Origin of the sequence: Bradyrhizobium sp. SYSU BS000235 (assembly GCF_049747295.1) — a bacterium.
In the GTDB taxonomy this organism is placed as follows: domain Bacteria; phylum Pseudomonadota; class Alphaproteobacteria; order Rhizobiales; family Xanthobacteraceae; genus Afipia.
The window spans coordinates 54,916-79,171 of the sequence record NZ_JBMHJM010000001.1 but is presented as its reverse complement, the minus strand read 5'-3'; the positions used below and the strand labels follow the sequence as shown (position 1 = coordinate 79,171).

Here is a 24,256-nt window from a genome sequence, read left to right as displayed (position 1 = left end):
TAGTTTGCTGAAATGGCTTTTTGGTTGGGCCGCAAAGTCGTGTTACCAACCCACAAACCGCGCCTGCCGCGGAGCCCGCCAAAAAGAAGCGATCCAAGGACATATCCATGACTGACCCCGCTAAAGCCGCATCGGCTGATTCACGTTTGGGCCGTATTGCCGTTATCGGCCTGGGGTCGATGGGGCTGGGAATGGCGCTGTCCTTAAAGCGCGCGGGTTTCGATGTCGTCGGTTGCGACGTATCCGCCGATGCTGTCGCCCGGCTGGTGGCGGAAAAGGGACGTTCGGCCGCGACGCCGGCGGAAGCCGCACGGGATGCCGATGCCGTCGTCAGCGTCGTCGTCAATGCGGCGCAGACGGAGACGATTCTTTTCGGACCGCAGGGCGTTGCCGAGACGCTGCCTAAGGGGGCGGTGTTCATTTCATCCGCGACCATGGACCCGGATATCGCCCGGCGGCTGGCGAAGCAGCTCGAGGCAACGGGGCGACACTATCTCGATGCGCCGATCAGCGGCGGAGCCCAACGCGCCGCGCAAGGCGAACTCACCGTTTTGGCGTCAGGCAGCAAGGCCGCGTTCGCCAAAGCAAGACTTGCGCTCGATGCGATGTCCGCCAAGCTCTACGAACTCGGCGATGAACCGGGACAGGGCGCCGCCTTCAAAATGATCAACCAGTTGCTTGCCGGCGTGCATATCGCAGCAGCGAGCGAAGCGATCACCTTTGCAGCCAAGCAAGGTCTCGATATCCGCAAAGTCTATGACGTCATCACGGCATCGGCCGGCAATTCATGGATGTTCGAAAACCGCGTTCCGCATGTGCTTGATGGCGATTACACGCCGCGGAGTGCGGTGGACATCTTCGTGAAGGATCTTGGCATCATCCAGGACATGGCACGGAATGCGAAATACCCGGTACCGGTTGCGGCTGCTGCACTGCAGATGTTCCTGATGGCCTCGGCGTCTGGAATGGGGCGCGACGACGATATATCCGTGGCGCGCGTCTATGCACGAAACACCGGCACGAAAATTCCCGGCGAACCGGGTTAATACTCAAGTAAGAATAGCCGCAACAAGCAAGAACAACGGAAACATCCATGCCCCGTTTCGCTGCCAATCTCACCATGATGTTCAACGAGTGGTCGTTTCTCGATCGCTTTGCTGCCGCGGCCGATGCCGGCTTCGCCAACGTTGAATTTCTGTTTCCCTACGATCATCCGCCGGAAGCGATTGCTGACAGATTGAAGAGCAATGGTCTCACCCTCGCGCTGTTCAACCTGCCGCCGGGCAACTGGGATGCGGGCGAGAAGGGCTTTGCTGCGCGGCCCGATCACTTCACGGATTTGCAAAACAGCATCAAGCAGGCGTTGCCCTATGTTGCAGCGACCGGTGTCGAGCGGGTGCATCTGATGTCCGGCATCGCGGATCGCAACGATCCGGAGGCGGTGAAGTCGTTTCGCCGGGGTGTGGCGTGGGCGGCTGAAGCGCTCGCTAAGGAAAATGTCGATGTGGTCATCGAGCCGATCAATCCGCGCGACGTGCCGGGATATTTTCTCAACAACTTCGATTTCGCCAGGGACCTGATCAACGAGATGAAGCTGCCGAACCTGAAACTTCAGTTCGACATCTATCATCGTCAGATTGTTAATGGCGATGTCACGATTGCGCTCCAGCAGATGATGCCGATGATCGGGCATATTCAAATCGCGAGTGTGCCGTCACGCAACGAGCCCGCAGGCGAGGAATTGAATTATCCTTTCCTGTTCGAGGAACTGGATCGCCTCGGCTACAGCGGATTTGTCGGTTGCGAATACCGGCCTAAAGGAAAAACCGTTGATGGTCTGGGCTGGTTTGCGCCTTACGCCAAAGAAAAGTCGGGAGTTCGGTCGTGACATTGGCACTGGGCTGTATTGCCGACGACTATACGGGGGCTTCCGATCTCGCGAATATGCTGACGCGCAGCGGTTTGCGAACCGTGCAGACCATTGGTGTCCCCGATGATGCGCTGGCGCTTCCAAATGTTGATGCCGTCGTGGTCTCGCTCAAGAGCCGATCCATCGAGGCATCCCAGGCTGTCGCGCGTTCGCGCGCCGCGGACAAATGGTTGCGCGCGCGCGGTGCGTCGCACGTGCTGTTCAAGATCTGCTCGACATTCGATTCCACGGATGCTGGCAATATCGGTCCCGTCATGGATGCGCTGCGCGATGATTCCGGCGATCCCATTGTGCTGGTGACTCCGGCGTTTCCGGGGACCGGACGAACGGTCTATCAAGGCAATCTCTTTGTCGGCAGCGTGCCGCTGAATGAAAGTCCGTTGAAGGATCATCCGCTTAATCCGATGCACGATTCCAATCTGGTGCGCGTGCTGGGTCGACAGAGCCGTGACAAGGTCGGCCTCGTCGATCTGGCGACGGTGGTTCGCGGCCCTGACGCGATCCGCAAGCGCATTGCGGATCTTGCCGGCGAGGGACATCACAGCGCGATCGTCGATGCGGTGTTCGATCACGAACTAGAGGCCATCGGCCAGGCGGCGCTCGACTATGACCTATCTGTCGGTGCGTCCGGCATGGGATTGGGGTTGGCGCGCGGCCTGATTGCATCCGGAAAGGTGAAGGACGCCTCTGCATCCACGATCGACAGCAAGCCTGTTGGTGGTCCTGTCGCGTGTCTTGCCGGAAGCTGCTCTCAAGCGACGCTGACGCAGATCGCCGAAGCCGAGAAAACGATGGCCGTGTTGCGCCTCGATCCCGAGCAGATTGTCAAAGGCGGATCGGAGGTTCAGCGTGCGCTTGCATGGGCTAAAGACCATCTCGGCAAATCATCGATCCTGATTGCAAGCAGCTCAACACCCGATCAGGTTTCGGCTTTGCAATCGCGATATGGCCGCGATGCTGCCGGTCACGCCATCGAGCAGGCCATGGCTGAGATCAGCGAGGGACTGCTGTCGCAAGGCGTGCGGCGCCTCATCATCGCCGGCGGTGAGACGTCGGGAGCCGTGGTGGATCGGCTCGTGATCCCGGCATTCCTTGTCGGCCCGGAAATTGCCACCGGCGTGCCGGTGCTGCGAACGATCGGATCGAAAAGAGGCGACATGATCATGGCATTGAAGTCCGGAAATTTCGGGGGGCCGGACTTCTTCAATGATGCCGTTCGCCTAGTTGCCTAACTCAAGACCGGGATTTTCCGGTCTTTCGTGATTTCTTCTTTGAGCTTCTCTTTTTGGAGCTCTTCTTCTTTGAACTCGATGTTTTGGAGGTCTTCTTCGCCTTTTGGGGGACTTTCTTTCCTTCCTTTCGCGCTTCGGAAAGGCCGATGGCGATGGCTTGCTTCCGGCTTTTGACTTTCTTGCCGGAGCGGCCGCTTTTTAGTGTTCCTTTTTTCGTTTTGCGTACCGCACGCGCGACTTTCTTCGACGCAGCCTTTGAATATTTGCGGGCCATGCACTCCCTCCGAGTTTGGTCGGGCCGACATAGGAATAAGTGCAAGTGGAACGCTGGGTTCCATTGCACCGGCGAGGATCGAGAAGTGGCGGGCGGGATGGAACCAACGGGCTCCATCGACGTTTTAGACAGTTAAACCGAATTCCTGTGGCAGGGGTTTCGTCAAACACGCCAGATGCTTGATACGAACCAGGCAAGTTCTCCGGACTTTCTTGCCGGCGGCGGCGAGATGGGTGCGCTTATGCGCGCCTTCGACTGGTCATCCACGCCGCTCAGCCAACCCGAGAGTTGGCCTCTAAGCCTGAAAACAACGGTCAGGCTCTTGCTCAATACCAATTACCCGATGTTCATATGGTGGGGACCACAACTCATCCAGTTTTACAATGATGCATATCGCGCCACGATGGGGCCGGAGCGGCATCCCAGTGCCCTCGGTCAACGCGGTCGTGAGTGCTGGGGTGAAATATGGGATGTCATCGGGCCTCAGATTGACCAAGTCATGAGAGGCGGGGATGCGACATGGCACGAGAACCAACTCATTCCCGTGACGCGCCATGGCAAGCTCGAGCAAGTCTACTGGACCTACAGCTACAGTCCCATCGACAGCGATGGCGAAATTGGTGGCGTGCTGGTGATATGCCGCGACGTGACCAAGGAGTACACCGCATCACTTGCCTTGCGTGAGCGGGAGAGTGAACTCACGCGTGTCCAGCAAATCGGCCGGATCGGCGGACTTGAAGTCGATCTGCGAGGCAGATTTCGCAATCGGAGGTCGCCGGAGTACCTCGCGATTCACGGCCTCCCGCCGGAAGCGGCTCACGAGACACATGAAGACTGGGTCAAGCGCGTTCATCCCGAGGATCGCGTCGCCGCGGAGAAACAATTCCGCGACGCAGTGAAAGGCAACATCCGCGACTATTCGTCAACTTATCGGATCATTCGTCCGAACGACGGGCAGGTTCGGTGGATTTCAGTCAAGGCGATTATCGAGCGGGATGCAGATGGCACGCCGTTGCGTTTGGTTGGCGCTCATACCGACATCACCGAGCAGGTGATGGCCGAGAAGGCCTTGCGGGAAAGCGAAGAGGAGTTTCGGACACTCGCGGATGCCGTGCCGCATCATGTCTGGACCGCTAAGGCGGATGGAATGGCGACCTGGTTCAACCCGCGTGTCTACGAATACGTGGGGGCCGCGGTTGGCGATCTTGATGGGAGAAAGTGGGCCAAGATCATTCACCCGGATGATGTGCCGGTGGCTCTCGCAGCCTGGACGCGCGCTCTCGAATTGGGCGAGACCTACGAAGTTGAATTTCGCTTGCGCCGCAAAGACGGGATTTATCGCTGGTTTCTCGGGCGAGCTGTGCCTGCGCGCGACGAACTCGGGCGGATCATCCGTTGGATCGGCACCGGTACAGATGTTCACGATCAAAAAACAATATCGGCGGAACTTGCAGCTTTGAATACGACGCTCGCCGAGCGGGTCCAGGAAAAAACCCGTGAGCGTGACCGCATCTGGAATGTGTCACGGGATCTCCTGGCGGTGGCAGATCTCGATGGCACGTTGCGAAGTGTCAACCCGGCGTGGACGAAGACGCTCGGGTGGACCGAGCAGGAACTGATCAACAGGAAGTCGGAGTGGCTCGAGCATCCGGATGATCGCGAGAAGGTGGTCTCTGAACTCGATAATCTCAATCGTGGCAGGCCGACGATCCGGTTTGAGGGGCGTGCCCTCCATCGGGATGGCTCCTATCGCTGGTTGTCGTGGACTGCGGTTCCAGACGCCGGCCAGATTTATGCTGTTGCCCGCGACGTCACCGAGGAGCGGGCGGCAGCGGAAAGGTTGAAGGCCACCGAAGAAGCCTTGCGTCAGTCGCAGAAGATGGAGGCCGTCGGTCAGCTCACCGGCGGCATCGCTCACGACTTCAACAATCTGTTGACCGGTATCATCGGGTCACTGGATCTGATGCAAGCGAAGTTGAACAAGGGAAAGACCGACAATGTCGAGCGCTACATCGGCGCTGCCATGACGTCAGCCCATCGTGCAGCGGCGCTCACGCACCGATTGCTCGCTTTTGCGCGGCGACAGCCGCTCAGCCCGAAGTCGGTGGACGCCAACCAATTGATAGCGTCGCTTGAAGATCTGTTGCGGCGGACGATCGGGGAAGGCATCGATCTCGAGATCGTGCCATCCGATAGATTGTGGTGCACTCTGTGCGATCCAAATCAACTCGAAAGCGGCTTGCTGAATCTTGCGATCAACGCCCGCGACGCCATGCCGGAAGGCGGGCGGCTCATGATCAAGACAAAGAACGTGCGGCTTGACGGCGTGCTGGAAAGCAACCCGGCCCTTTCACCTGGGGACTATGTTTGCATCGATGTCATGGACACGGGTATGGGCATGACATCCGAGATTGTGGAGAGAGCATTCGATCCTTTTTTCACGACGAAGCCGATCGGGCAGGGGACCGGGCTCGGCCTGTCAATGATCTATGGCTTCGCGAGACAATCGAACGGCCATGTCTCGATTGACAGCATGCCGGGGCATGGCACATCGGTCAAAATCTATTTGCCTCGCTACGCTGGCGGCACGTCGACTGACGCGTCTTTGTTGAGCGTGAGCGGCGAGCATCAGGCATCCGGTGAAACGGTGCTCGTGGTGGAAGACGAGCCGGTCGTTCGCAACGTGATCGTCGAAACGCTGGAAGACCAGGGCTATCGCGTGCTGGAAGCTGTTGACGGCCCGTCAGGTCTTCACATCATCACGCACGATCAACGGATCGATCTGCTGGTTTCAGATGTCGGCTTGCCGGGAATGAACGGGCGCGAGTTAGGCGATCAAGCGCGCCAGCTGAAGCCGGATCTGAAGATCCTTTTCATCACCGGCTATGCAGAAAATGCCGCGATGGCGAAAGGCTTTCTCCATCCCGGTATGGACATGATGACCAAGCCGTTCGATGTGGAGAAATTTCTCCAGCGCGTCAAAGATATGATCGCTGGCTGATCGGGCAGCGATCACCAGGCGCGGAATATGACACTGGCATTGACGCCGCCAAAACCGAAGCCGTTCGACAAGACATGCTCAATGGCCATGGGCCGTGCTGTCTTGGCCACGAGATCAATCCCTTCAGCCTCCGCGTCCGGGTGATCGAGGTTCAGAGTTGGTGGTGCAATTTGATCGCGCAGCGCAAGTACCGAGAAAATGGCTTCGAGACCACCGGCTGCCCCGAGCAAATGACCGGTCGCGGATTTCGTAGCGCTCACCGCAATGGCGCCCTTGGTGCCGAACAGGGCCTTGATGGCAGCAAGCTCACCATTATCGCCGACCGGCGTCGATGTGGCATGGGCATTGAGATGCTGAATCTCAATCGGTGCAATTCCAGCCTGACGGATTGCGATTTCCATGGCGCGCCGCGCTCCGTCGCCATCCTCGGGCCCGGCCGTCATGTGATAGGCGTCAGAGGTGGTGCCATATCCGACCAGCTCGGCAATCGGGGTTGCGCCGCGATTGAGCGCGTGATCAAGGGTCTCGATCACCAGAATACCAGCACCTTCACCCATGACGAACCCGTCGCGGTCCTTGTCAAACGGACGGGACGCCCGCTGTGGCTCGTCGTTGAACCTGCTGGAGAGGGCGCGCGCAGCCGCAAATCCGCCGAGACTGACGCGATCGATGCAGGCTTCAGCGCCGCCGCAGATTGCAATGTCGGCTTCGCCGGAATGGATCAGACGCGCTGCATCGCCGATGGCTTGTACGCCCGCGGCACAGGCCGTGACCGGCGCGCCCAGCGGCCCCTTGAAGCCGTGACGGATCGCAACTTGTCCCGCGGCAAGATTGACGAGGAAGGCCGGCACCGTGAACGGGGAAAGGCGACGCACGCCACGCTCATCCGTGGTACGGACGGCATCGACGATCGCAGGAAAACCGCCAACGCCGGATGCAATGATCGTCGCGGTCCGCTCACTTGCGATCGCGTTATCGGGTGTCCATCCGGCTTGCGCGACCGCTTCGTTGGCCGCCATCATCGCGAACTGGATGAAGCGGTCCATTTTCTTTTGGTCTTTTCGGGGCACCGCACGATCGGCATCGAAGCCAAACTCGGGATCCTCAGCGATGTCGGGTACAACGCCGCAAACCTTGGCCGGCAGATCAGCGCCGATGTTGTCCGAGAGTGCGCGAAGGCCGGATTGGCCCGCAATGAGGCGCGACCAGTTTCCTTCAACGCCGCAACCCAGCGGGGACACGGCTCCCATCCCGGTGACGACAATTCGGCGTGTGGTGCTGCTCTGTTTCACGGCGTGATACCCTGTTGTCAGACGTCGTCTGGATCGCCGGATGAAGAACTCGGCGATCCCTGCCTTGAAGGCCGCGCGATGGCGTTAGTGCGTCTTGCGCTCGATCGCGATGGCAGTGGCTTCGCCGCCGCCGATGCACAGAGAGGCGATACCTCGGCTGACGTTGTTGTTCTCCATGGCATGGAGCAACGTCACGATCAGGCGGGCGCCTGTTGCGCCGATCGGATGACCAAGGGCACAGGCGCCGCCATTGATGTTCAACTTCTCGCGCGGAATTCCGAGGTCGCGGGCAGCCGCCATCGGGACGACAGCGAACGCCTCATTGATCTCGAAGAGATCGACGTCGTTGACGCTCCAGCCAATTTTCTCGAGCAGCTTCCTGATCGCCGGGATCGGAGCGGTGGTGAACCACGCCGGTTCCTGACTATGGGTCGAGTGGCCCTTGATTTCCGCCATGATCGGCAGGCCTTCGCGCTCGGCGATTGAGCGGCGCGTCAGCACCAGCGCGGCCGCGCCGTCGGCATTGGCCGAAGAGGCCGCAGGCGTAATCGTGCCGTTCGCGCGGAATGCCGGCTTCAGGTTCGGAATTTTTGCAGGATCAACCTTCAGCGGATGCTCGTCGTTCTCGACCACCCGCACGCCGGCCTTCTCTTTCACTGAAATAGGCGCGATCTCGTTCTTGAACGCGCCGCCCTCGACCGCCTTGCGGGCGCGGGTCAGGGTTTCCATTGCGTACTCGTCCTGATCCTTGCGTGTGAACTGATAGGTCTCGGCAGTGGCTTCGCCGAAATCACCCATCGAACGGCCGGTCTCGTAGGCGTCTTCAAGGCCGTCCATCAGCATGTGATCGATGATGCGGTCGTGCCCGACGCGATATCCGCCGCGCGCTTTTGCCAGCAGGTAGGGGGCGTTGGTCATGCTTTCCATGCCGCCGGCCACGACGATTTCAGCCGAACCGGCATTGATGATATCGTGGGCCAGCATCGTCGCCTTCATGCCCGAGCCGCAGACCTTGTTGATGGTGGTTGCGCCGGTCCCGTCCGGCAGTTTCGCGCCGCGCGCGGCCTGGCGGGCGGGAGCCTGTCCCTGGCCAGCGGGAAGAACGCAGCCCATGAAGACCTCATCGATCCGGTCCGGCGACAGCTTTGCGCGCTCGAGGGCTGCGCCGATGGCATGCGAACCGAGATTGTGGGCGCTGAACGGCGACAGTTCACCCTGGAAACGGCCGAGTGGCGTACGGGCAGCAGAAACGATGACGACGGGATCTGACGTTGACATGAGGCTCTCCTGTTGCCGGCACGCAGGCAGGGCATTGTGATTTAGATGACGGATATCATATGAAGGGGGGCGAAAATTGCAATCGCATCTGCACAATAAAATAGGGAGCAGATGCGTGGAACAAGCGCCCGTTCTGTTTAAAACGAACGAAATTTCGTTTGAAAGCAGTTACTTCTTCTTGTCGAGGAAGGCTCTCATGTGGCGCTGCGGTTCGCCGGTCAGAAAAGCCTGGCCGAAAACGCCGACGCTTAGATTGACGGATTCCGTCAATGGCATTTCCTCCCATTGTTTCAGCAGGGCCTTCTGGCTGCGCATTGCCTCAGCCCCGCACTCGGCGATCGACGAGGCGACGGCCATGATGGCGGTGTCGAGGTCCGTTTCCGCGACGACCTGATCGACCAGGCCCCAGCTCAGTGCAGTTGCCGCATCGATGTTCGCTCCTGTCAGGATCAACCAGCGGGCGCGTCCCCAGCCGATCAGCCGCGGCAAAAGCGCGGCATGAATAACCGAGGGGATGCCGACCTTGACTTCGGGCATGCCGAACTTTGCGTCTTGCGCAGCGATCCGCAGATCGCAGGCCGCCGCCACCTCGAGTCCGCCGCCGAGACACCAACCTTTCAATCGTGCAATGACGGGCGAAGGGAATTGCCGAACCGCCTCGCAAAGATCGCGCAGTCCTTTGATGAACGTTTCGGCTGAAGCCTGGTTGAGCGTCACCATTTCCTTGATGTCGGCTCCGCCGATGAAGCTTTTCTCGCCGGATCCCGCAAGGATGAGAGTGCGAATGCTGTCGTCTTTGGCGAGCGTTTCGAGCCCGGCCCGAACTCCGGAGATGACGTCCGAGTTGACGATGTTGAGCGAGCCGGCGTTTCGGATCGTCAATTGTGCAATGCCGTTGTCGCGGTGCGCAACGTCGCAGTAGTCGTTGATCGTTTGCATGTTACCGAAGCTTAATGTTGGAACGTGGAAGGGAATGCGATGGTGCGCGATCATGGTGCTTTGTCAAACGAGGTGCATGGCAGCCATTTGGCCTGAAAAACCTCATTTGCCGCGCAATTCGTGCTATATATGACCGGTGACATATTATAGATGAGGCGCCGATGCGCTATTCAAAAGATCATAAAGCTGAGACGCACGAGCGGATCGTGAGAAACGCATCGGTGCGGTTGCGCGAGCGTGGCGCAGCAGGCCTTGGCGTTGCTGAGCTCATGAAAGAGGCCGGGCTTACGCACGGCGGATTTTATGCGCACTTCCCGTCGCGCGATGCGCTGATCGGCGAGGCTTTTATTCATGCGATGGAGCTGGCAGCAAAGCGCTGGCGCAAGCGGGCAGATGAAGCGCCGGAGGGCGAGGGGCTCGCTGCGGTGGTGAACGGGTATTTGACAGCCGCTCACCGCGACGACGTTGGCAATGGTTGTGCACTTCCGGCGCTGGGCGCTGAGGTCTCCCGAGCCAATCCCAAAATCCGCAAGGCGGTTGCCGCCAAGCTGGAGAGAATGATCGACGTCATTGCCGGCGAGATATCTGGGCAGAGCAAAAAAGATGCGCGGCGGGAGGCGATCGGCGCGCTGGCCACCATGATGGGGGCGCTGTTGATGGCCCGCATGGCCGGCACGGGTGAGCTATCCGACGAAATCCTCGATGCGGGACGTTCCGCGGCGCAGAAGGCTGACAGCCCCTCCGAACCGCGGCGTCGCAAGCGTGCGGCCAAGACCGCCGACGCGGCTGTCACCGAGGATGCCGCGAGACGTTCTTGAGACCAAATGGTCATTTTTATTGGTCGGCCGATTATTCGATTGACGTTTTATGGGCGTCATACGGGCGCCGACCTAAGAAAATCGAATATTATCAACGGCGTCCTTTGCGCTCCGTGCGACCAAGCTGTGCACAGAACCCCGTTCCAATTTCTCATGGGACGGTGCTAAAAGCCTCCCAGTTTCTTTCTGGAGGTTACGCATGCGATCGATCGGGCACTTTATCGGCGGCAAACACGTAAAAGGCACATCAGGCCGCACGGCGGATGTGTTTGAGCCCATGACGGGCGATGTTCAGGCTCAGGTTGCCTTGGCAACGAAAGCGGAAGTCCGGGCCGCCGTCGAAAATGCCAAGGCTGCACAGCCGGCATGGGCGGCGACCAACCCGCAGCGCCGCGTTCGTGTTCTGATGCGCTTCCTGGAGCTCGTCGCTCGCGACAACGATGCGTTGGCCGAACTGCTTGCTCGTGAACATGGCAAGACCATCCCCGATGCCAAGGGCGATATCCTGCGCGGCGTCGAGGTTGTCGAGTTCGCGCTTGGTATTCCGCACCTGATGAAGGGCGAATACACCGAAGGTGCGGGCCCCGGTATCGACCTTTATTCAATGCGGCAGCCGCTGGGCGTTGTCGCCGGCATTACGCCGTTCAACTTCCCGGCAATGATTCCGATGTGGAAGTTCGCGCCGGCGATCGCCTGCGGCAATGCGTTCATTCTGAAGCCGTCGGAGCGTGATCCGGGCGTGCCGATGAAGCTTGCCGAGCTGATGATCGAGGCGGGCTTGCCGGCGGGCATCCTGAATGTTGTCAATGGCGACAAGGAATCGGTGGATGCGATCCTGGATGACCACGACATCGCCGCGGTCGGCTTCGTCGGCTCCTCGGCCATTGCGCAGTACATCTATGAGCGTGCAGCGGCGACCGGAAAGCGGTGCCAGTGCTTCGGTGGTGCGAAGAACCATCTGATCATCATGCCGGACGCCGACATGGATCAGACGGCCGATGCGCTGGTCGGTGCGGGTTACGGTGCAGCCGGAGAGCGCTGCATGGCGGTTTCGGTGGCGGTGCCGGTCGGTAAGACCACCGCTGATCGGCTGATGGAAAAGCTCATTCCACGCGTCGAAAACCTCAAGATCGGCCTCTCTACCGATCCGACCGCAGATTACGGTCCGCTCGTCACCAAGGCGGCGCTTGATCGCGTGCGCGACTACGTCGAGATCGGCATCAAGGAAGGTGCCAAGCTCGCCGTCGACGGCCGCGGCTTCAAGATGCAGGGCTACGAGAAGGGCTTCTACATGGGCGGTTGTCTGTTCGACAACGTCACCAAGGATATGCGGATCTACAAGGAAGAGATCTTCGGCCCGGTGCTGTCCGTCGTTCGCGCCAACGACTTCCATGAAGCGGTGGCTTTGCCGTCCGAGCATGAATACGGCAACGGTGTTGCGATCTTTACCCGCGATGGCGACGCCGCTCGCGAATTCGCAGCCAAGGTGAATGTCGGCATGGTTGGCATCAACGTGCCGATTCCTGTGCCGGTCGCGTACTACACCTTCGGCGGCTGGAAGCGGTCCGGTTTCGGAGACCTCAACCAGTACGGACCGGACTCGGTGCGGTTCTACACCAAAACCAAGACGGTGACCTCGCGCTGGCCATCCGGTGTCAAGGAAGGTGCCCAGTTCGCGATGCCGACCAGCTAACGGCAAGCGAGGCGGGCGCGGATGCAGTTCGCTCTCACTGAGGATCAGACAGCGGTTCGCGACATGGCTCGCGAATTCGCGGCTGAGAAAATCGCTCCCTTCGCCGTCAAATGGGACGAGGAGCGATATTTCCCCCTCGATGTCATGCGCGAAGCTGCCGCGCTTGGCATCGGCGGAATCTACATCCGCGACGATGTGGGTGGTTCCGCACTCACGCGTTTCGACGCAGCCTTGATTTTTGAGGCTCTCGCGATGGGATGTCCGACGGTGTCGGCGTTCATCTCGATCCACAACATGTCTGCGTGGATGATCGATGCGTATGGGTCGCAGGCGCAGCGGCAACAATGGCTGCCGCGGCTCTGCACCATGGAGCTGCTGGCAAGCTACTGCCTCACGGAACCGGGCTCGGGATCGGACGCCGCGGCGCTCAGCACCCGCGCGGTTCGTGATGGCGATCATTATGTTCTGAACGGACAAAAACAGTTCATTTCCGGCGCAGGCGCCAGCGATCTTTATGTCGCTATGGTTCGCACCGGCAGCGAAGGCCCGTCAGGGATTTCGACACTGGTGATCGAAGGCGACACGCCGGGCGTGTCGTTCGGCGGCAATGAGCGCAAGATGGGCTGGAACGCGCAGCCGACGCGCGCGGTGATCTTCGAGAACGCTCGTGTGCCGGTTGCCAATCGCCTCGGCGATGAGGGCATCGGTTTCAAGATCGCCATGGCGGGGCTCGACGGCGGTCGGCTGAACATCGCCGCATGCTCGCTGGGCGGCGCGCAGTCTGCCCTCGACAAGTCGCTTTACTACATGAAAGAGCGCAAGGCCTTTGGAAAACGCCTCGACGAGTTCCAGGCGTTGCAGTTCCGGCTTGCCGATATGGCGACCGAGTTGGAGGCCGCGCGCACGTTTTTGTGGCGGGCGGCGGCTGCGCTCGACCGCAAGGATCCGGATGCGAGCATGCTCTGCGCGATGGCCAAGCGGTTCGGCACCGATGTAGGCTTTGACGTTGCCAATCAGGCGCTGCAATTGCACGGCGGTTACGGCTACCTTGCCGAATACGGAATCGAGAAGATCGTAAGGGACCTGCGCGTGCACCAAATTCTGGAAGGCACCAACGAAATCATGCGGTTGATCGTGTCGCGGAAACTGATCGAGGCGGCGCGATGAATGCGCCCCTTGCTGCTATGAACAATGTGGATGGTGACTTGATCGTTCGTCGCGAGGGGGCAGCCGGAGTGCTCCGCCTCAATCGTCCGAAGGCCATCAATGCGCTGACGCTGGAGATGACCCGAGGCATCGTCGCGGCGCTTGATAGCTTTGAATCCGATCCCGGCGTCTCGCTGGTGCTGCTGGAAGGCGCGGGCGAGCGCGGATTGTGCGCCGGCGGCGATATCCGAGGGCTTTACGAGAGCGCCAAGGTCGGTGGTGACCTCGGGGCCGTCTTCTGGCGCGAGGAATACATCCTGAACGCGCGTATCCCGGTCTATCCAAAGCCCTATATTGCTTACATGGATGGGCTGGTGATGGGCGGGGGCGTTGGCCTTTCCGCTCATGGACCGCATCGGATCGTCACCGAGAAAACGAGAATCGCGATGCCTGAAGTCGGTCTGGGGTTTTTCCCGGACGTCGGAGGCACGTGGCTGCTGTCACATACGCCGGGCGAACTCGGCACTTACTATGCGCTGACCGGCCAGCCGATGAGCGGCGCGGATGCGGTCTACGCCGGCGTCGCTGACGTCCTGATCAATTCGGCTGACTGGCCGGCCTTGCGTGATGCGCTGACCAATGCGCCGCTGCGTGCGAGTGCGAATGATGTTCGCGCGATCTTGCAGGGGTACGCGGTGAAAGACGCAACTGCCTCGATTGCGCAACATCGTGAGCAGATCGATCGTTGCTTTGCCTTCGACACGATGGAGGAGATCGTCGCTGCACTCAAGCAGGACGGCTCCGAGTTCGCGCTCGCGACACTGAAAGCGCTGTCCGACAAGTCGCCGATCGGATTGAAGGTGACGTTGCGGCTGTTGCGGCTTGGCCGTACGTCGAAATCGCTCAAGGAATGCCTTGTCCGCGAATACGGCGCGGCTCTGGTTGTTTTCGAAAGTGCGGAATTCATCGAAGGCGTTCGCGCGGCGGTTATCGACAAGGACCGCAATCCGAAATGGTCTCCGGCACGTCTTGAGGACGTGACGCCGGAGATGGTCGCGACGTACTTCGAGCCACACAAAAAATATCAGCTGGTGTTTCCAGACTGATTCTCAAATTCAAAAGCGAGGGGAGAAACATGGCAAACATCGCATTCATTGGTCTGGGCAATATGGGTGGCCCGATGGCTGCCAACCTCGTTAAGGCGGGACACAAGGTTCAAGGCTTCGACCTCGTGCAGGCGTCGAAGGACGCAGCCAAGGCAGACGGCGTCAGTATCGCGGCAAGTGCAGCAGATGCGGTCAAGAATGCGGAAATCGTCGTCACCATGCTGCCTGCAGGCAAGCACGTCCTGAGTGTGTGGACAGAACTCGTTCCCTTGGTCGGCAAGAACACGCTGATGATCGATTGCTCGACTATCGATGTGGAAAGTGCGCGCCACGCCCATGCCCACGCGAAAGAACACAATTTGCCGTCGGTCGACGCACCGGTCTCAGGTGGGACTGTCGGCGCGAAAAACGCGACGCTGACGTTCATGGCCGGCGGCGACGCCAAGGCCTTTGCCGACGCCAAACCAATTCTGGAAAATATGGGTAAGAAGATCGTGCACTGCGGCGAGGCGGGCGCGGGGCAGGCGGCCAAGATCTGTAACAACATGATCCTTGCCATCTCCATGATCGGCGTGTCGGAAGCGTTCGCTCTCGGCGAGAAACTCGGCCTTTCGCATCAAGCCTTGTTCGATGTGGCATCAACGTCATCGGGCCAGTGCTGGTCGCTGACGACCTATTGCCCGGTACCGGGTCCGGTCCCGACATCGCCCGCCAACAATGACTATAAACCCGGCTTTGCGGCTGCGCTGATGTTGAAGGACCTTCGCCTGTCGCAGGAAGCCGCCAAATCGGCCGGCGCGGCCACGCCGCTCGGAGCCCATGCTGAGAGCATCTACGATGCTTTCGAGAAGGCGGGCCACGGCGGCGTCGACTTTTCAGGGATCATCAAGCACGTGCGGCATCTGGCGAAGTAGGAGAGCGCGATGACGACGTTCCGGGACGCGCGCTCCTTCCTTCTCAAACATCGCACCGATTACGACACGGCGTTTCGGGATTTCCGTTGGCCGGACGAATCCCACTTTAACTGGGCCCTCGACTGGTTCGATGCGGGGCTGGCGACGGATCCAGAGAGCAAAGACCGCACCGCGCTCTGGATTGTCGACGTCGCGACCAATACCGAAACCAAACTGTCATTCAGCGAGCTCTCGCGGCGGTCCAACCAAACCGCGAATTTTCTGCGCGATCTCGGACTGAAGCGCGGCGATCATCTGTTGCTGCTGCTCGGCAATGTGGTGCCGTTGTGGGAAACCATGCTTGCCGCCATGAAGCTCGGCGTTGTGATCATCCCGGCGACGACGCTGCTCACCGCCGACGAATTGCGCGATCGCCTTGATCGCGGCAAAGCGAAAGTCGTGGTGGCTTCCCAGGACCAGGTTGCCAAGTTCGAAGGCCTGGGCGGCGAAGGGTTTACAAGAATCGTTGTTGCGGCGACCTCGGACCACGAGGGCTGGCGGCGCTACGAGGATGTAGCCAAATATCCCGAGACGTTTGCACCGGACGAGCCGACCGGCGCCAATGATCCGATGCTGCTGTACTTCACCTCCGGCACCACGGCGAAACCAAAGCTTGTTCTGCACAGCCATCGCAGCTATCCGGTCGGATCGCTGTCAACGATGTACTGGCTCGGCTTGCAGCCCGGTGATGTTCATCTCAACATTTCTTCGCCGGGATGGGCGAAGCATGCGTGGAGCTGCTTCTTCTCGCCCTGGAATGCCGGCGCGACGATCTTCATCTGCAACCAGCCGCGGTTCGACGCCAAGACTTTGCTCGCAACCGTCGCTCGCTGTGGCGTGACGACGTTGTGTGCGCCACCGACCGTCTGGCGGCTGTTCATCCAGGAGAAGCTGGCGGATTACAAAGTATCTGTGCGGGAGGTGTGCGGCGCAGGTGAGCCGCTCAACCCTGAAGTCATCGATCAAGTGAAGGCGGCCTGGGGACTGACAATTCGCGACGGCTACGGTCAGACGGAGACGACGGCCCTTGCGGGCAATTCACCGGGACAGCCGGTGAAAGTTGGGTCGATGGGCCGGCCCTTGCCGGGCTACATGGTCAAGGTCACGGATGCCGACAACAATCCGGCCAAAGAGGGAGAAATTCGCCTCGTTCTTGGCGCGGATCGGCCAGCGGGATTGATGCTTGGCTATCAAGGCGAAGATGGTAAGCCTAAAGGCGCCGACGGCGACACATATCAGACCGGAGACGTCGCGTTTCTCGATGACGATGGCTATCTGACATTTGTCGGCCGTTCGGATGATGTTTTCAAATCGTCCGACTATCGCATCAGCCCATTCGAACTCGAGAGCGTATTGCTCGAGCACGACGTCGTGGCCGAAGCGGCGGTGGTGCCGACGCCCGATCCCATTCGCCTCGCGCTTCCGAAGGCCTACGTGTCATTGGTTGCGGGCACGACTATTTCTCGTGAGACCGCGCTCTCGATTTTCCAGTACACGCATTCGCGCCTTGCGCCGTTCAAGCGGATTCGCCGCATCGAACTGGTGTCGGAATTGCCGAAGACGATCTCAGGCAAGATCCGTCGCGTGCAGCTTCGTCGCCTGGAGCACGACAACGATCGCAAGGATCCCATGCGCGGTCACGAATTCCGGGAAGAGGATTTTCCCGAGTTACAGGTTGGGCGCTAGCAGCGGTGGAGGAGATTTCCAACTCCTCCTAGCGAGAATCGACTGAATTCCGCGCTTAATGCACATCTGACTTTCGTCGTATGACGGATTCGCAGGTGTGCTCCGACGCATTGCAAGTAAAGTTTTCTCTTGGCCCCAACGCCGTTCTGTGGAATGTGCGAACCCCTAGTGTGCGAATTACCACACTGGTGCAGCCACAGAGGGGACACGATGGGCGTTGCAATGGATCGCGAAGACTACCTGAAGCTCACGGGCACCGAGCTTGGGGTGTCGGGATGGCATACGGTCGACCAGAAACAGATCGATCAATTCGCCCACGCGACCAACGATCATCAGTTCATCCATGTCGATCCGGAGCGCGCAAAGCGCGAAACGCCGTTTGGCGGCACGATCGCTCACGGCTTTCTGTCGCTGTCGCTCTTGTCCGCCATGGCCTATGAAGCGATGCCGACACTCAACGACACGGCGATGTCGATCAATTACGGATTCGATAAGGTTCGGTTTCTGACGCCTGTGCGTGCCGGCGCGCGCGTCCGTGCGCGATTTGTGATGTCCGAAGCAACTATGCGGTCGCCAAAGGAGTTATTGGCGCGGACAGCGGTCACGCTCGAAATCGAGAACGAGCAGAAGCCCGCTTTGGTTGCCGACTGGCTCGCATTGCACATCTTCAACTAACTCGGATTCAAAAGGGACGACGATCATGGCAATCAGGTTCGATGGACGCGTTGCGGTTGTGACGGGTGCGGGCGCAGGCCTCGGACGAGCGCATGCACTTGGCTTGGCCAAGCTCGGCGCCCGTGTCGTCGTCAATGATATGGGCGCGGCACGCGATGGGAGCGGCGGATCGGTCAGCCCGGCCGAGGAGGTTGTGGAGGAAATCCGCAAGGCGGGCGGCGAGGCGATGGTGAACGGCGCCGACGTGTCCAGCTACGAGCAGGTCAAGGACATGGTCGCGCAAGCCACCGCCAAGTGGGGCAGCGTTGACCTCATGGTCGCGAACGCGGGCATTCTGCGTGACAAGTCGTTCGGCAAGATGGAGCCGGACGATTTCGCCAAGGTCGTGAGCGTTCATCTCACGGGAACGTTCAACTGCTGCAAAGCAGTTTGGGATGGGATGAAGGAGCGCAACTACGGCCGCATCGTCGTCACCACATCATCGTCCGGGATGTTCGGTAATTTCGGTCAGGCCAACTACGGTGCAGCGAAGGCCGGCATCGTCGGCTTGATGAATGTGCTGGCCGAAGAAGGGCGCAAGACCAACATTCGCGTCAACACCATCTCGCCGACGGCGGCAACGCGCATGACGGAAGGCCTGATCCCGCCCGATGTGCTGGCGTTGATGAAGCCGGAAGCGATTACGCCGGCGGTGATGTACATGCTCAGCGAGGACGCGCCCACACGCACGATCATGGGCGCAGGCGCGGGCTCATTTGCCGTGATCAAGATCGTGGAGACAGAAGGTCTCAATCTGCCCCAGTCCGAATGGACGCCGGATGCGGTTGCTGCGAACTTTGAAAAGATCGCGGACATGTCGAAAGCCCGCGACCTTGGAGGCGCGTTCTTCCAGACCTACAAGTATGTCGAGCAGGCAGCGAAAGCCGCGGGCATCAAGCTGCCCCCGATGGGCGGTTGATCACGTTGGACGTTGCAATCATCGGTGCCGGCCCTGCGGGGTTGATGGCGGCCGAGATCCTCGCGATGAACGGCATGCGCGTCACGGTCTATGACCGGATGCCGTCCGTCGGGCGAAAGTTTCTGTTGGCCGGGCGGGGCGGACTTAACCTGACCCACAGCGAGCCGCTCGATGCGTTTCTTGCGCGCTACGGCACGGCAATGCCGAACTTGCGCGAGGCCATTGAAGCTTTTCCGCCGGAATCTCTCCGCGCGTGGAGCGAGCATCTCGGGCAGCCGACATTCGTCGGCACCAGTGGCCGGGTGTTTCCGAAGGCGTTCAAGGCGTCGCCGTTGTTGCGCGCCTGGCTGCGGCGTCTCGATCAGTCGGGCGTGCAGTTCGCTCTGCGCCATACATGGACGGGATGGACAGACAACGACGAACTGCGCTTCGAGAGTCCCGAAGGCGAGCACAACGTAAAGGCCGACGCCACCGTTCTGGCATTGGGCGGCGGGAGCTGGCCGCGCCTCGGATCGGATGGCAATTGGGTTGGTGTGTTGCAATCCAAAGAGATTGCGAGCACCACGCTGCAGCCGGCCAATTGCGGCTTCCGCGTCGCGTGGTCGGACGTGTTTCGTGACCGGTATGAGGGGCATCCTCTCAAGGGCGTGACGCTTTCATCGGGGGCGCACATCGCGCGTGGCGATATGGTCATCACGCGAGCCGGTATCGAGGGCGGGGCCGTTTACGCGATCTCCGCGCCACTGCGCGATGCGATTGATGCTTTGGGTGAGACAACTCTGCGTGTGGCCCTGCGGGCCGATCTGGAGATCTCGGATCTCGTGGCCAGATTGAGCGCGCCGCGAAACAAGCAGTCGCTTTCGACCTATCTTCGAAAGCAGCTCAGCCTTTCGCCGGTGGCGATCGGACTGCTGCAGGAAGCGACGATTGCGCTGGAGTTGTATCCGTCAACGATGTCGGCTGTCGACCTCGCGCGGTTCATCAACGACGTTCCGGTGAAGCTCGTCGGGACTGCGCCGCTTGAGCGTGCCATTTCGACGGCGGGTGGAGTCGCGTTTGATGAAATCGACGGCGGTTTCATGCTTCGTAAACTGCCCGGGGTTTTTGTTGCGGGCGAGATGCTCGACTGGGAAGCGCCGACCGGCGGATATTTGCTGCAAGCCTGCTTTGCAACGGGTGCGGCAGCAGGGCGAGGTGCGCTCGCCTGGCTGAGCAGCGCACCCCAGCGATCAAAATCGATCTCTTAGGATGTGCCGACGGATGTTGCCATATCGGTGATCAACGCCAGCAGGCCGAATGCGGCCGCTATCGTGCACACTGCAATCCATCCACTGTGCGCCCAGGCAAAAGCAGCTGTCGCTGTACCAATCGCGCCACCGATAAAGAATATCCCGACGAACAGCCCGTTCAGACGTCCTCTTGCTTCCGCTCGCAACAGGTTGACGGCGCGTCGGCCAAGGATTTGATCGCCGGTCACCCCGAGATCAAGCACGACAGCGCCAGCGCCCAGCACGACAAGTGACCAGGTCTTCGTTTCGAGGAGGTCAATAGAAGCTGACAGAGCAAGCGAGAGAATGATCAGGGCATGAGAGGCGCACAGGGTGACGCGTATGTGCCCCGCATCACCCAGTCGGCCGACCAATGGTGTTGCGATCGCGCCGGCTGCTCCAACGAGTGCAAAAATCGCGATGCCGCTTGCGCCGAGATTGAAGGGGGATTGCGCAAGCTTGAGCGCGACTGCCGCCCAAAATGCCGAGAACGCAGCCATGGACAATGCGGCGGTCCAAGAGCGAACCCGCAACACCGGCTCCTCGCGTATCAAGGTCCAATACGACCCCAGCAGATGAAGGTAGCTCATCTGCGCCTTGGGACACAGCGGCGGCAGCTGCCTCGACAATGCGATGGCGAGGATGGCGACGGCGAGAGACGAGGCTACGTAGAAGCCGCGCCAGTTCCACACGTCCGAAATGAAACTCGCGGCAGGGCGCGACAGCAGGATGCCGACCATCAGGCCACTCATGACGTCGCCGATGACCCGGCCCCGCTCAGACGGCTGCGCCATAGAGGCCACCAGCGGGACCAGCATCTGAATTGCGGAACAGAATGCGCCTAACAGAAACACCGCGATCAGCAGGAAGCCTGCGCTTGGCGCAGCTGCGGTGCACGCAGCTGTAATCACGGTGCCCCAGAGAGTGAGCACGATCAGGCGTCTGTTTTCGAAGATGTCAGCAAGGGGCACCAGAAAGAACAGCCCGAATGCGTACCCCAGCAGAGTGAGAGTGCCGACCATGCCTGCATAGGCCGTCGTCATGCCGAGGGCGGACGCGATCAGCCCGACAAGAATTTGCGGGGCAAACAGATTGGTGACGATGACGCCTGTGGCGATCGCGCCGAGCCAGATGAAAGGGCGCGGAACGCTCCGGCCGTCAGCGACGGTGGTTATTTGGCATGCGGACATGAGGGCCTCTCGGGTGAACGGAGGCCCTTTAAACAGTCGTGATAATATGCGACAATTGAATTATGTTGATAATCAATATGCGAGTTACATATGAACACGCATGATCTGGTCGCTTTCGTCGCTGTGGTGGAGACGGGCTCGATTGTTGCGGCTTCGGCACGGCTCAATCTGACGCAGCCGGGCGTGACGCGGCGGGTCCAGAATCTTGAGGATCTGCTGGGCGCGGAGCTGCTCGATCGCCAGTCGAAGCCGTTGAGACCGACGCCTGCGGGGCGCGAAGCCTACGAGCATGGCCGTCGCGTCTTACGAAGTCTGGAGGACCTGAAATCCGGTGTGGCGGCAGACGGTTTGGTCCGCGGCGAATTCCGGTTGGGTATCACGCCGTATCTCTCGGAGACGGGTCTCAGCAGCCCTTTGGATGCGCTTCGGTCGGAATTCCCGGCGCTCGGCATCCGGGTGATTTCTGGTTGGTCGCCCGATCACGTCGAGCGGGTCAGCCGCAATCAACTCGACGCCGCGGCAGTTTGTCTGCCGGACGGCACCGCGCCTCCTGCGGATCTCGAATGCGATGATCTAGGCGTTCATCCCGTGGTTCTCGTCGTGCCACGCGAACAGGACATTGCCGACGTCGTCAGTCTTGCGGAAATCTCGCGGATGTCCTGGGTCATCAATCAGGACGGCTGCGGCTTTCGCAGCACGCTCAAACGTCACCTCGACGCCGCACACCTGCCGTTCCATGTCGCCGTCGAAGCATTGGATTCTGAGCTTCGATTGTCGCTGGTTGCACGCGGGCTTGGCGTCGGTGTGGTCACACCGGTTGCGCTCAAGCAGAGTCCGTACCGGACGAAGCTAAAGGCGATCAGGGTAGAGGGGTTCGAGCCCGCCGTGCGTGCCTGGATCGTTCACCGTCCGCCTGCAGGCCGTTTGGCAAAGCCTATCAAGGCCTTTCGCGATGCGCTTGACGGCGAGTTGCGGAAATATACCGGCAAATGAAAATCACGCGCCGCTTTCGATCTCCTCGCGCAGCATCTCCAGCTCCAGCCACTTTTCTTCGGCGGCATCGAGCTCGCTCTGGGCCTTCGCAATAGCGGCTGATGCCGCGTCAAAGGCCTTCCTGTCTTTCGTATAAAGTTGAGGATCATCCAGCAGCTTTTGCTGTTTGGCGATCTCCGCCTGCAGCTTCGACATGGTCTTGGGCAATGTCTCCAGCGCGTGCTTTTCATTGAAGCTGAGGCGGCGCTTGGAGGCAGGAGCGGATGATGTCGCAACTGTCTTTGCAGGCTTGGTTTCATCCGATGCAACGGCTTTGACGGCCTTCTCCTGCAGGTCGGAGCCGCGCTGGGCCAGCATGTCGGAGTAGCCACCGGCATATTCGACCCATCTCCCATTGCCTTCCGGGGCAATGACGGAGGTCACCACGCGATCGAGGAAATCGCGGTCGTGACTGATGAGAATGACCGTGCCGTCGTAATCACCCAGCATCTCCTCGAGGACGTCGAGGGTTTCAAGGTCGAGATCGTTGGTCGGTTCGTCCAGCACCAGCAGGTTCGACGGCTTTGCCAGCGCACGCGCCAGCATCAGCCGGCCGCGTTCACCGCCGGACAGCACTTCGAGCGGTGTACGGATCTGCTCTTGAGAGAACAGGAAGTCCTTCATGTAGCCGACGACATGTTTTGGCTTGCCGCCGACCATGACGCTGTCGCCGCGTCCGCCCGTCAAGGCTTCGGATAGCGTCGTTTTCGGATCGAGGCTCTCGCGATGCTGGTCGAGGGTCGCCATCTCCAGATTGGCGCCGAGACGCACCGAACCGCTGTCCGGTGCGTCCGCTCCGGTCAGGATATTGATGAGCGTGGTTTTGCCAGCGCCGTTGGGGCCGACGATGCCCAACCGATCGCCACGCGTCACGCGGATCGAGAAATCATCCACGATCTTGCGCTCGCCGAAAGACTTTTCGATGCGCTTGGCTTCGATCACAAGTTTACCGGACGTATCGGCTTCCGCTGCTGCGAGGCTGGCTTTGCCGGCAGCGCCGCGATAATCGCGGCGCTGATCGCGCAGCGCATGAAGGTTGCCGAGGCGCTTGACGTTGCGCTTGCGGCGGCCCGACACGCCATAGCGCAACCAGTGTTCTTCTGCGACGATCTTGCGGTCGAGCTTGTGCTGGTCGCGCTCCTCTTCAGCGAGAACGTCGTCGCGCCAGGCCTCGAATGCTTCGAAGCCCTTTTCGATTCGTCTGGTTTGGCCGCGATCGAGCCAGACGGTCGCGCGAGACAGATTGGTGAGAAAACGCCGGTCGTGGCTGATCATCACCAACGCGCTACGGCGGCCGGCCAACTCGCCTTCCAGCCATTCAATCGTGGTGAGATCGAGATGGTTGGTGGGCTCGTCGAGGAGAAGAATATCGGGTGAGGGGGCGAGGACGCGGGCCAGCGCCGCGCGACGTGCTTCTCCGCCCGAGAGGTTTGTCGGGTCTTCAGTGCCGGTGAGTCCGAGCTGCTCCAGGAGGTATTGCGCCTGATAATGATCATCGCCGGGATTGAGGCCCGCTTCCACATAAGCCAGCGTCGTCGCACAACCGGTGAAATCCGGCTCCTGCGGCAAATAGCGAATGGTCGCGCCCGGCTGCACAAAGCGGCTGCCGCGATCCGCTTCCACTAGTCCCGCGACGATCTTCAGCAGGGTCGACTTACCTGAGCCATTGCGTCCGATCAGACAGACGCGCTCGCCGGTCGATACGGATAGCTCGGCGCCCGTCAGCAGCGGGGTGCCGCCGAAGGTCAACGCGATGTCTTTCAATTGAATAAGGGGAGGCGCCAT

Annotated in this window: 20 protein-coding genes; 14 read left to right on the top strand and 6 right to left on the bottom strand. The window is 60.2% G+C overall.

Features of this window, described 5'->3' with window-relative positions; genetic code table 11:
* Positions 1–107 precede the first annotated feature (107 nt).
* Genes ltnD through otnK form a run of 3 tightly spaced genes read left to right on the top strand, consistent with a single transcriptional unit; the run spans position 108 to position 3,162 of the window.
* Positions 108–1,046: an L-threonate dehydrogenase gene (ltnD, locus tag ACP0KA_RS00330; RefSeq protein WP_424626847.1), complete on the top strand. Its 939-nt coding sequence runs from the start codon at positions 108–110 to the stop codon at positions 1,044–1,046.
* A gap of 47 nt (positions 1,047–1,093) precedes the next feature.
* On the top strand, positions 1,094–1,888 hold the full coding sequence (gene otnI, locus ACP0KA_RS00325) for a 2-oxo-tetronate isomerase (protein WP_424626846.1): 795 nt from the start codon (positions 1,094–1,096) through the stop codon (positions 1,886–1,888).
* Entirely contained in the window at positions 1,885–3,162 is a 1,278-nt protein-coding gene (gene otnK, locus ACP0KA_RS00320) for a 3-oxo-tetronate kinase (RefSeq protein WP_424626845.1), read from the top strand. The genes otnI and otnK overlap by 4 nt, the downstream gene beginning before the upstream one ends.
* Position 3,163: 1 nt before the next feature.
* Here otnK and ACP0KA_RS00315 read toward each other — a convergent pair whose 3' ends face one another.
* Entirely contained in the window at positions 3,164–3,436 is a 273-nt protein-coding gene (locus ACP0KA_RS00315; protein WP_424626844.1) for a DUF6496 domain-containing protein, read from the bottom strand.
* Between the two features lie 175 nt (positions 3,437–3,611).
* Between ACP0KA_RS00315 and ACP0KA_RS00310 the strand changes: the two genes are divergently transcribed.
* Positions 3,612–6,437, top strand: a complete 2,826-nt coding sequence (locus ACP0KA_RS00310) for a PAS domain-containing protein (RefSeq protein ID WP_424626843.1) — start codon at positions 3,612–3,614, stop codon at positions 6,435–6,437.
* A gap of 11 nt (positions 6,438–6,448) precedes the next feature.
* Here ACP0KA_RS00310 and fabF read toward each other — a convergent pair whose 3' ends face one another.
* From fabF to ACP0KA_RS00295, 3 genes are all read right to left on the bottom strand, one after another.
* Entirely contained in the window at positions 6,449–7,729 is a 1,281-nt protein-coding gene (gene fabF / locus ACP0KA_RS00305) for a beta-ketoacyl-ACP synthase II (RefSeq protein WP_424626842.1), read from the bottom strand.
* Positions 7,730–7,813: 84 nt separating this feature from the next.
* Positions 7,814–9,007, bottom strand: coding sequence for an acetyl-CoA C-acyltransferase (locus tag ACP0KA_RS00300; RefSeq protein ID WP_424626841.1), 1,194 nt, complete (start codon positions 9,005–9,007; stop codon positions 7,814–7,816).
* Between the two features lie 168 nt (positions 9,008–9,175).
* A complete protein-coding gene (locus ACP0KA_RS00295) occupies positions 9,176–9,946 on the bottom strand; it encodes an enoyl-CoA hydratase (RefSeq protein WP_424631454.1) in 771 nt (256 codons plus the stop codon).
* Between the two features lie 161 nt (positions 9,947–10,107).
* Here ACP0KA_RS00295 and ACP0KA_RS00290 point away from each other — a divergent pair, with 161 nt between their 5' ends.
* The 9 genes from ACP0KA_RS00290 to ACP0KA_RS00250 all read left to right on the top strand — a co-directional run bounded on the left by ACP0KA_RS00290 (position 10,108) and on the right by ACP0KA_RS00250 (position 20,228).
* Complete coding sequence (locus ACP0KA_RS00290; protein ID WP_424626840.1) at positions 10,108–10,764, top strand: TetR/AcrR family transcriptional regulator; 657 nt, start codon at positions 10,108–10,110, stop codon at positions 10,762–10,764.
* 199 nt (positions 10,765–10,963) lie between these two features.
* Positions 10,964–12,457 carry a CoA-acylating methylmalonate-semialdehyde dehydrogenase gene (locus tag ACP0KA_RS00285; protein ID WP_424626839.1) on the top strand — a complete coding sequence of 498 codons (1,494 nt, stop codon included), beginning with the start codon at positions 10,964–10,966 and terminating at the stop codon, positions 12,455–12,457.
* A 21-nt stretch (positions 12,458–12,478) separates the two neighbouring features.
* On the top strand, positions 12,479–13,624 hold the full coding sequence (locus ACP0KA_RS00280) for an isobutyryl-CoA dehydrogenase (RefSeq protein ID WP_424626838.1): 1,146 nt from the start codon (positions 12,479–12,481) through the stop codon (positions 13,622–13,624).
* Positions 13,621–14,709 (top strand): enoyl-CoA hydratase/isomerase family protein, encoded by a 1,089-nt coding sequence (locus tag ACP0KA_RS00275; protein WP_424626837.1) that lies wholly within the window; start codon positions 13,621–13,623, stop codon positions 14,707–14,709. Before ACP0KA_RS00280 ends, ACP0KA_RS00275 begins: the two co-directional genes overlap by 4 nt.
* Before the next feature lie 29 nt (positions 14,710–14,738).
* Positions 14,739–15,623: a 3-hydroxyisobutyrate dehydrogenase gene (gene mmsB, locus ACP0KA_RS00270; protein ID WP_424626836.1), complete on the top strand. Its 885-nt coding sequence runs from the start codon at positions 14,739–14,741 to the stop codon at positions 15,621–15,623.
* Between the two features lie 9 nt (positions 15,624–15,632).
* On the top strand, positions 15,633–17,348 hold the full coding sequence (locus ACP0KA_RS00265; protein WP_424626835.1) for an AMP-binding protein: 1,716 nt from the start codon (positions 15,633–15,635) through the stop codon (positions 17,346–17,348).
* A gap of 210 nt (positions 17,349–17,558) precedes the next feature.
* Entirely contained in the window at positions 17,559–18,023 is a 465-nt protein-coding gene (locus ACP0KA_RS00260) for a MaoC family dehydratase (RefSeq protein ID WP_424626834.1), read from the top strand.
* 25 nt (positions 18,024–18,048) lie between these two features.
* A complete protein-coding gene (locus ACP0KA_RS00255) occupies positions 18,049–18,981 on the top strand; it encodes an SDR family NAD(P)-dependent oxidoreductase (protein WP_424626833.1) in 933 nt (310 codons plus the stop codon).
* A gap of 5 nt (positions 18,982–18,986) precedes the next feature.
* Positions 18,987–20,228: a TIGR03862 family flavoprotein gene (locus tag ACP0KA_RS00250; protein ID WP_424626832.1), complete on the top strand. Its 1,242-nt coding sequence runs from the start codon at positions 18,987–18,989 to the stop codon at positions 20,226–20,228.
* On the opposite strand, the gene ACP0KA_RS00245 is transcribed toward ACP0KA_RS00250, so the two are convergent.
* Positions 20,225–21,439 (bottom strand): MFS transporter, encoded by a 1,215-nt coding sequence (locus ACP0KA_RS00245; RefSeq protein ID WP_424626831.1) that lies wholly within the window; start codon positions 21,437–21,439, stop codon positions 20,225–20,227. The genes ACP0KA_RS00250 and ACP0KA_RS00245 overlap by 4 nt on opposite strands.
* A 90-nt stretch (positions 21,440–21,529) precedes the next feature.
* Between ACP0KA_RS00245 and ACP0KA_RS00240 the strand changes: the two genes are divergently transcribed.
* Positions 21,530–22,432: a LysR family transcriptional regulator gene (locus ACP0KA_RS00240; protein WP_424626830.1), complete on the top strand. Its 903-nt coding sequence runs from the start codon at positions 21,530–21,532 to the stop codon at positions 22,430–22,432.
* Between the two features lie 3 nt (positions 22,433–22,435).
* Here the strand turns inward: ACP0KA_RS00240 and ACP0KA_RS00235 are convergent, their stop codons facing one another.
* Positions 22,436–24,256, bottom strand: a complete 1,821-nt coding sequence (locus ACP0KA_RS00235) for an ABC-F family ATP-binding cassette domain-containing protein (protein ID WP_424626829.1) — start codon at positions 24,254–24,256, stop codon at positions 22,436–22,438.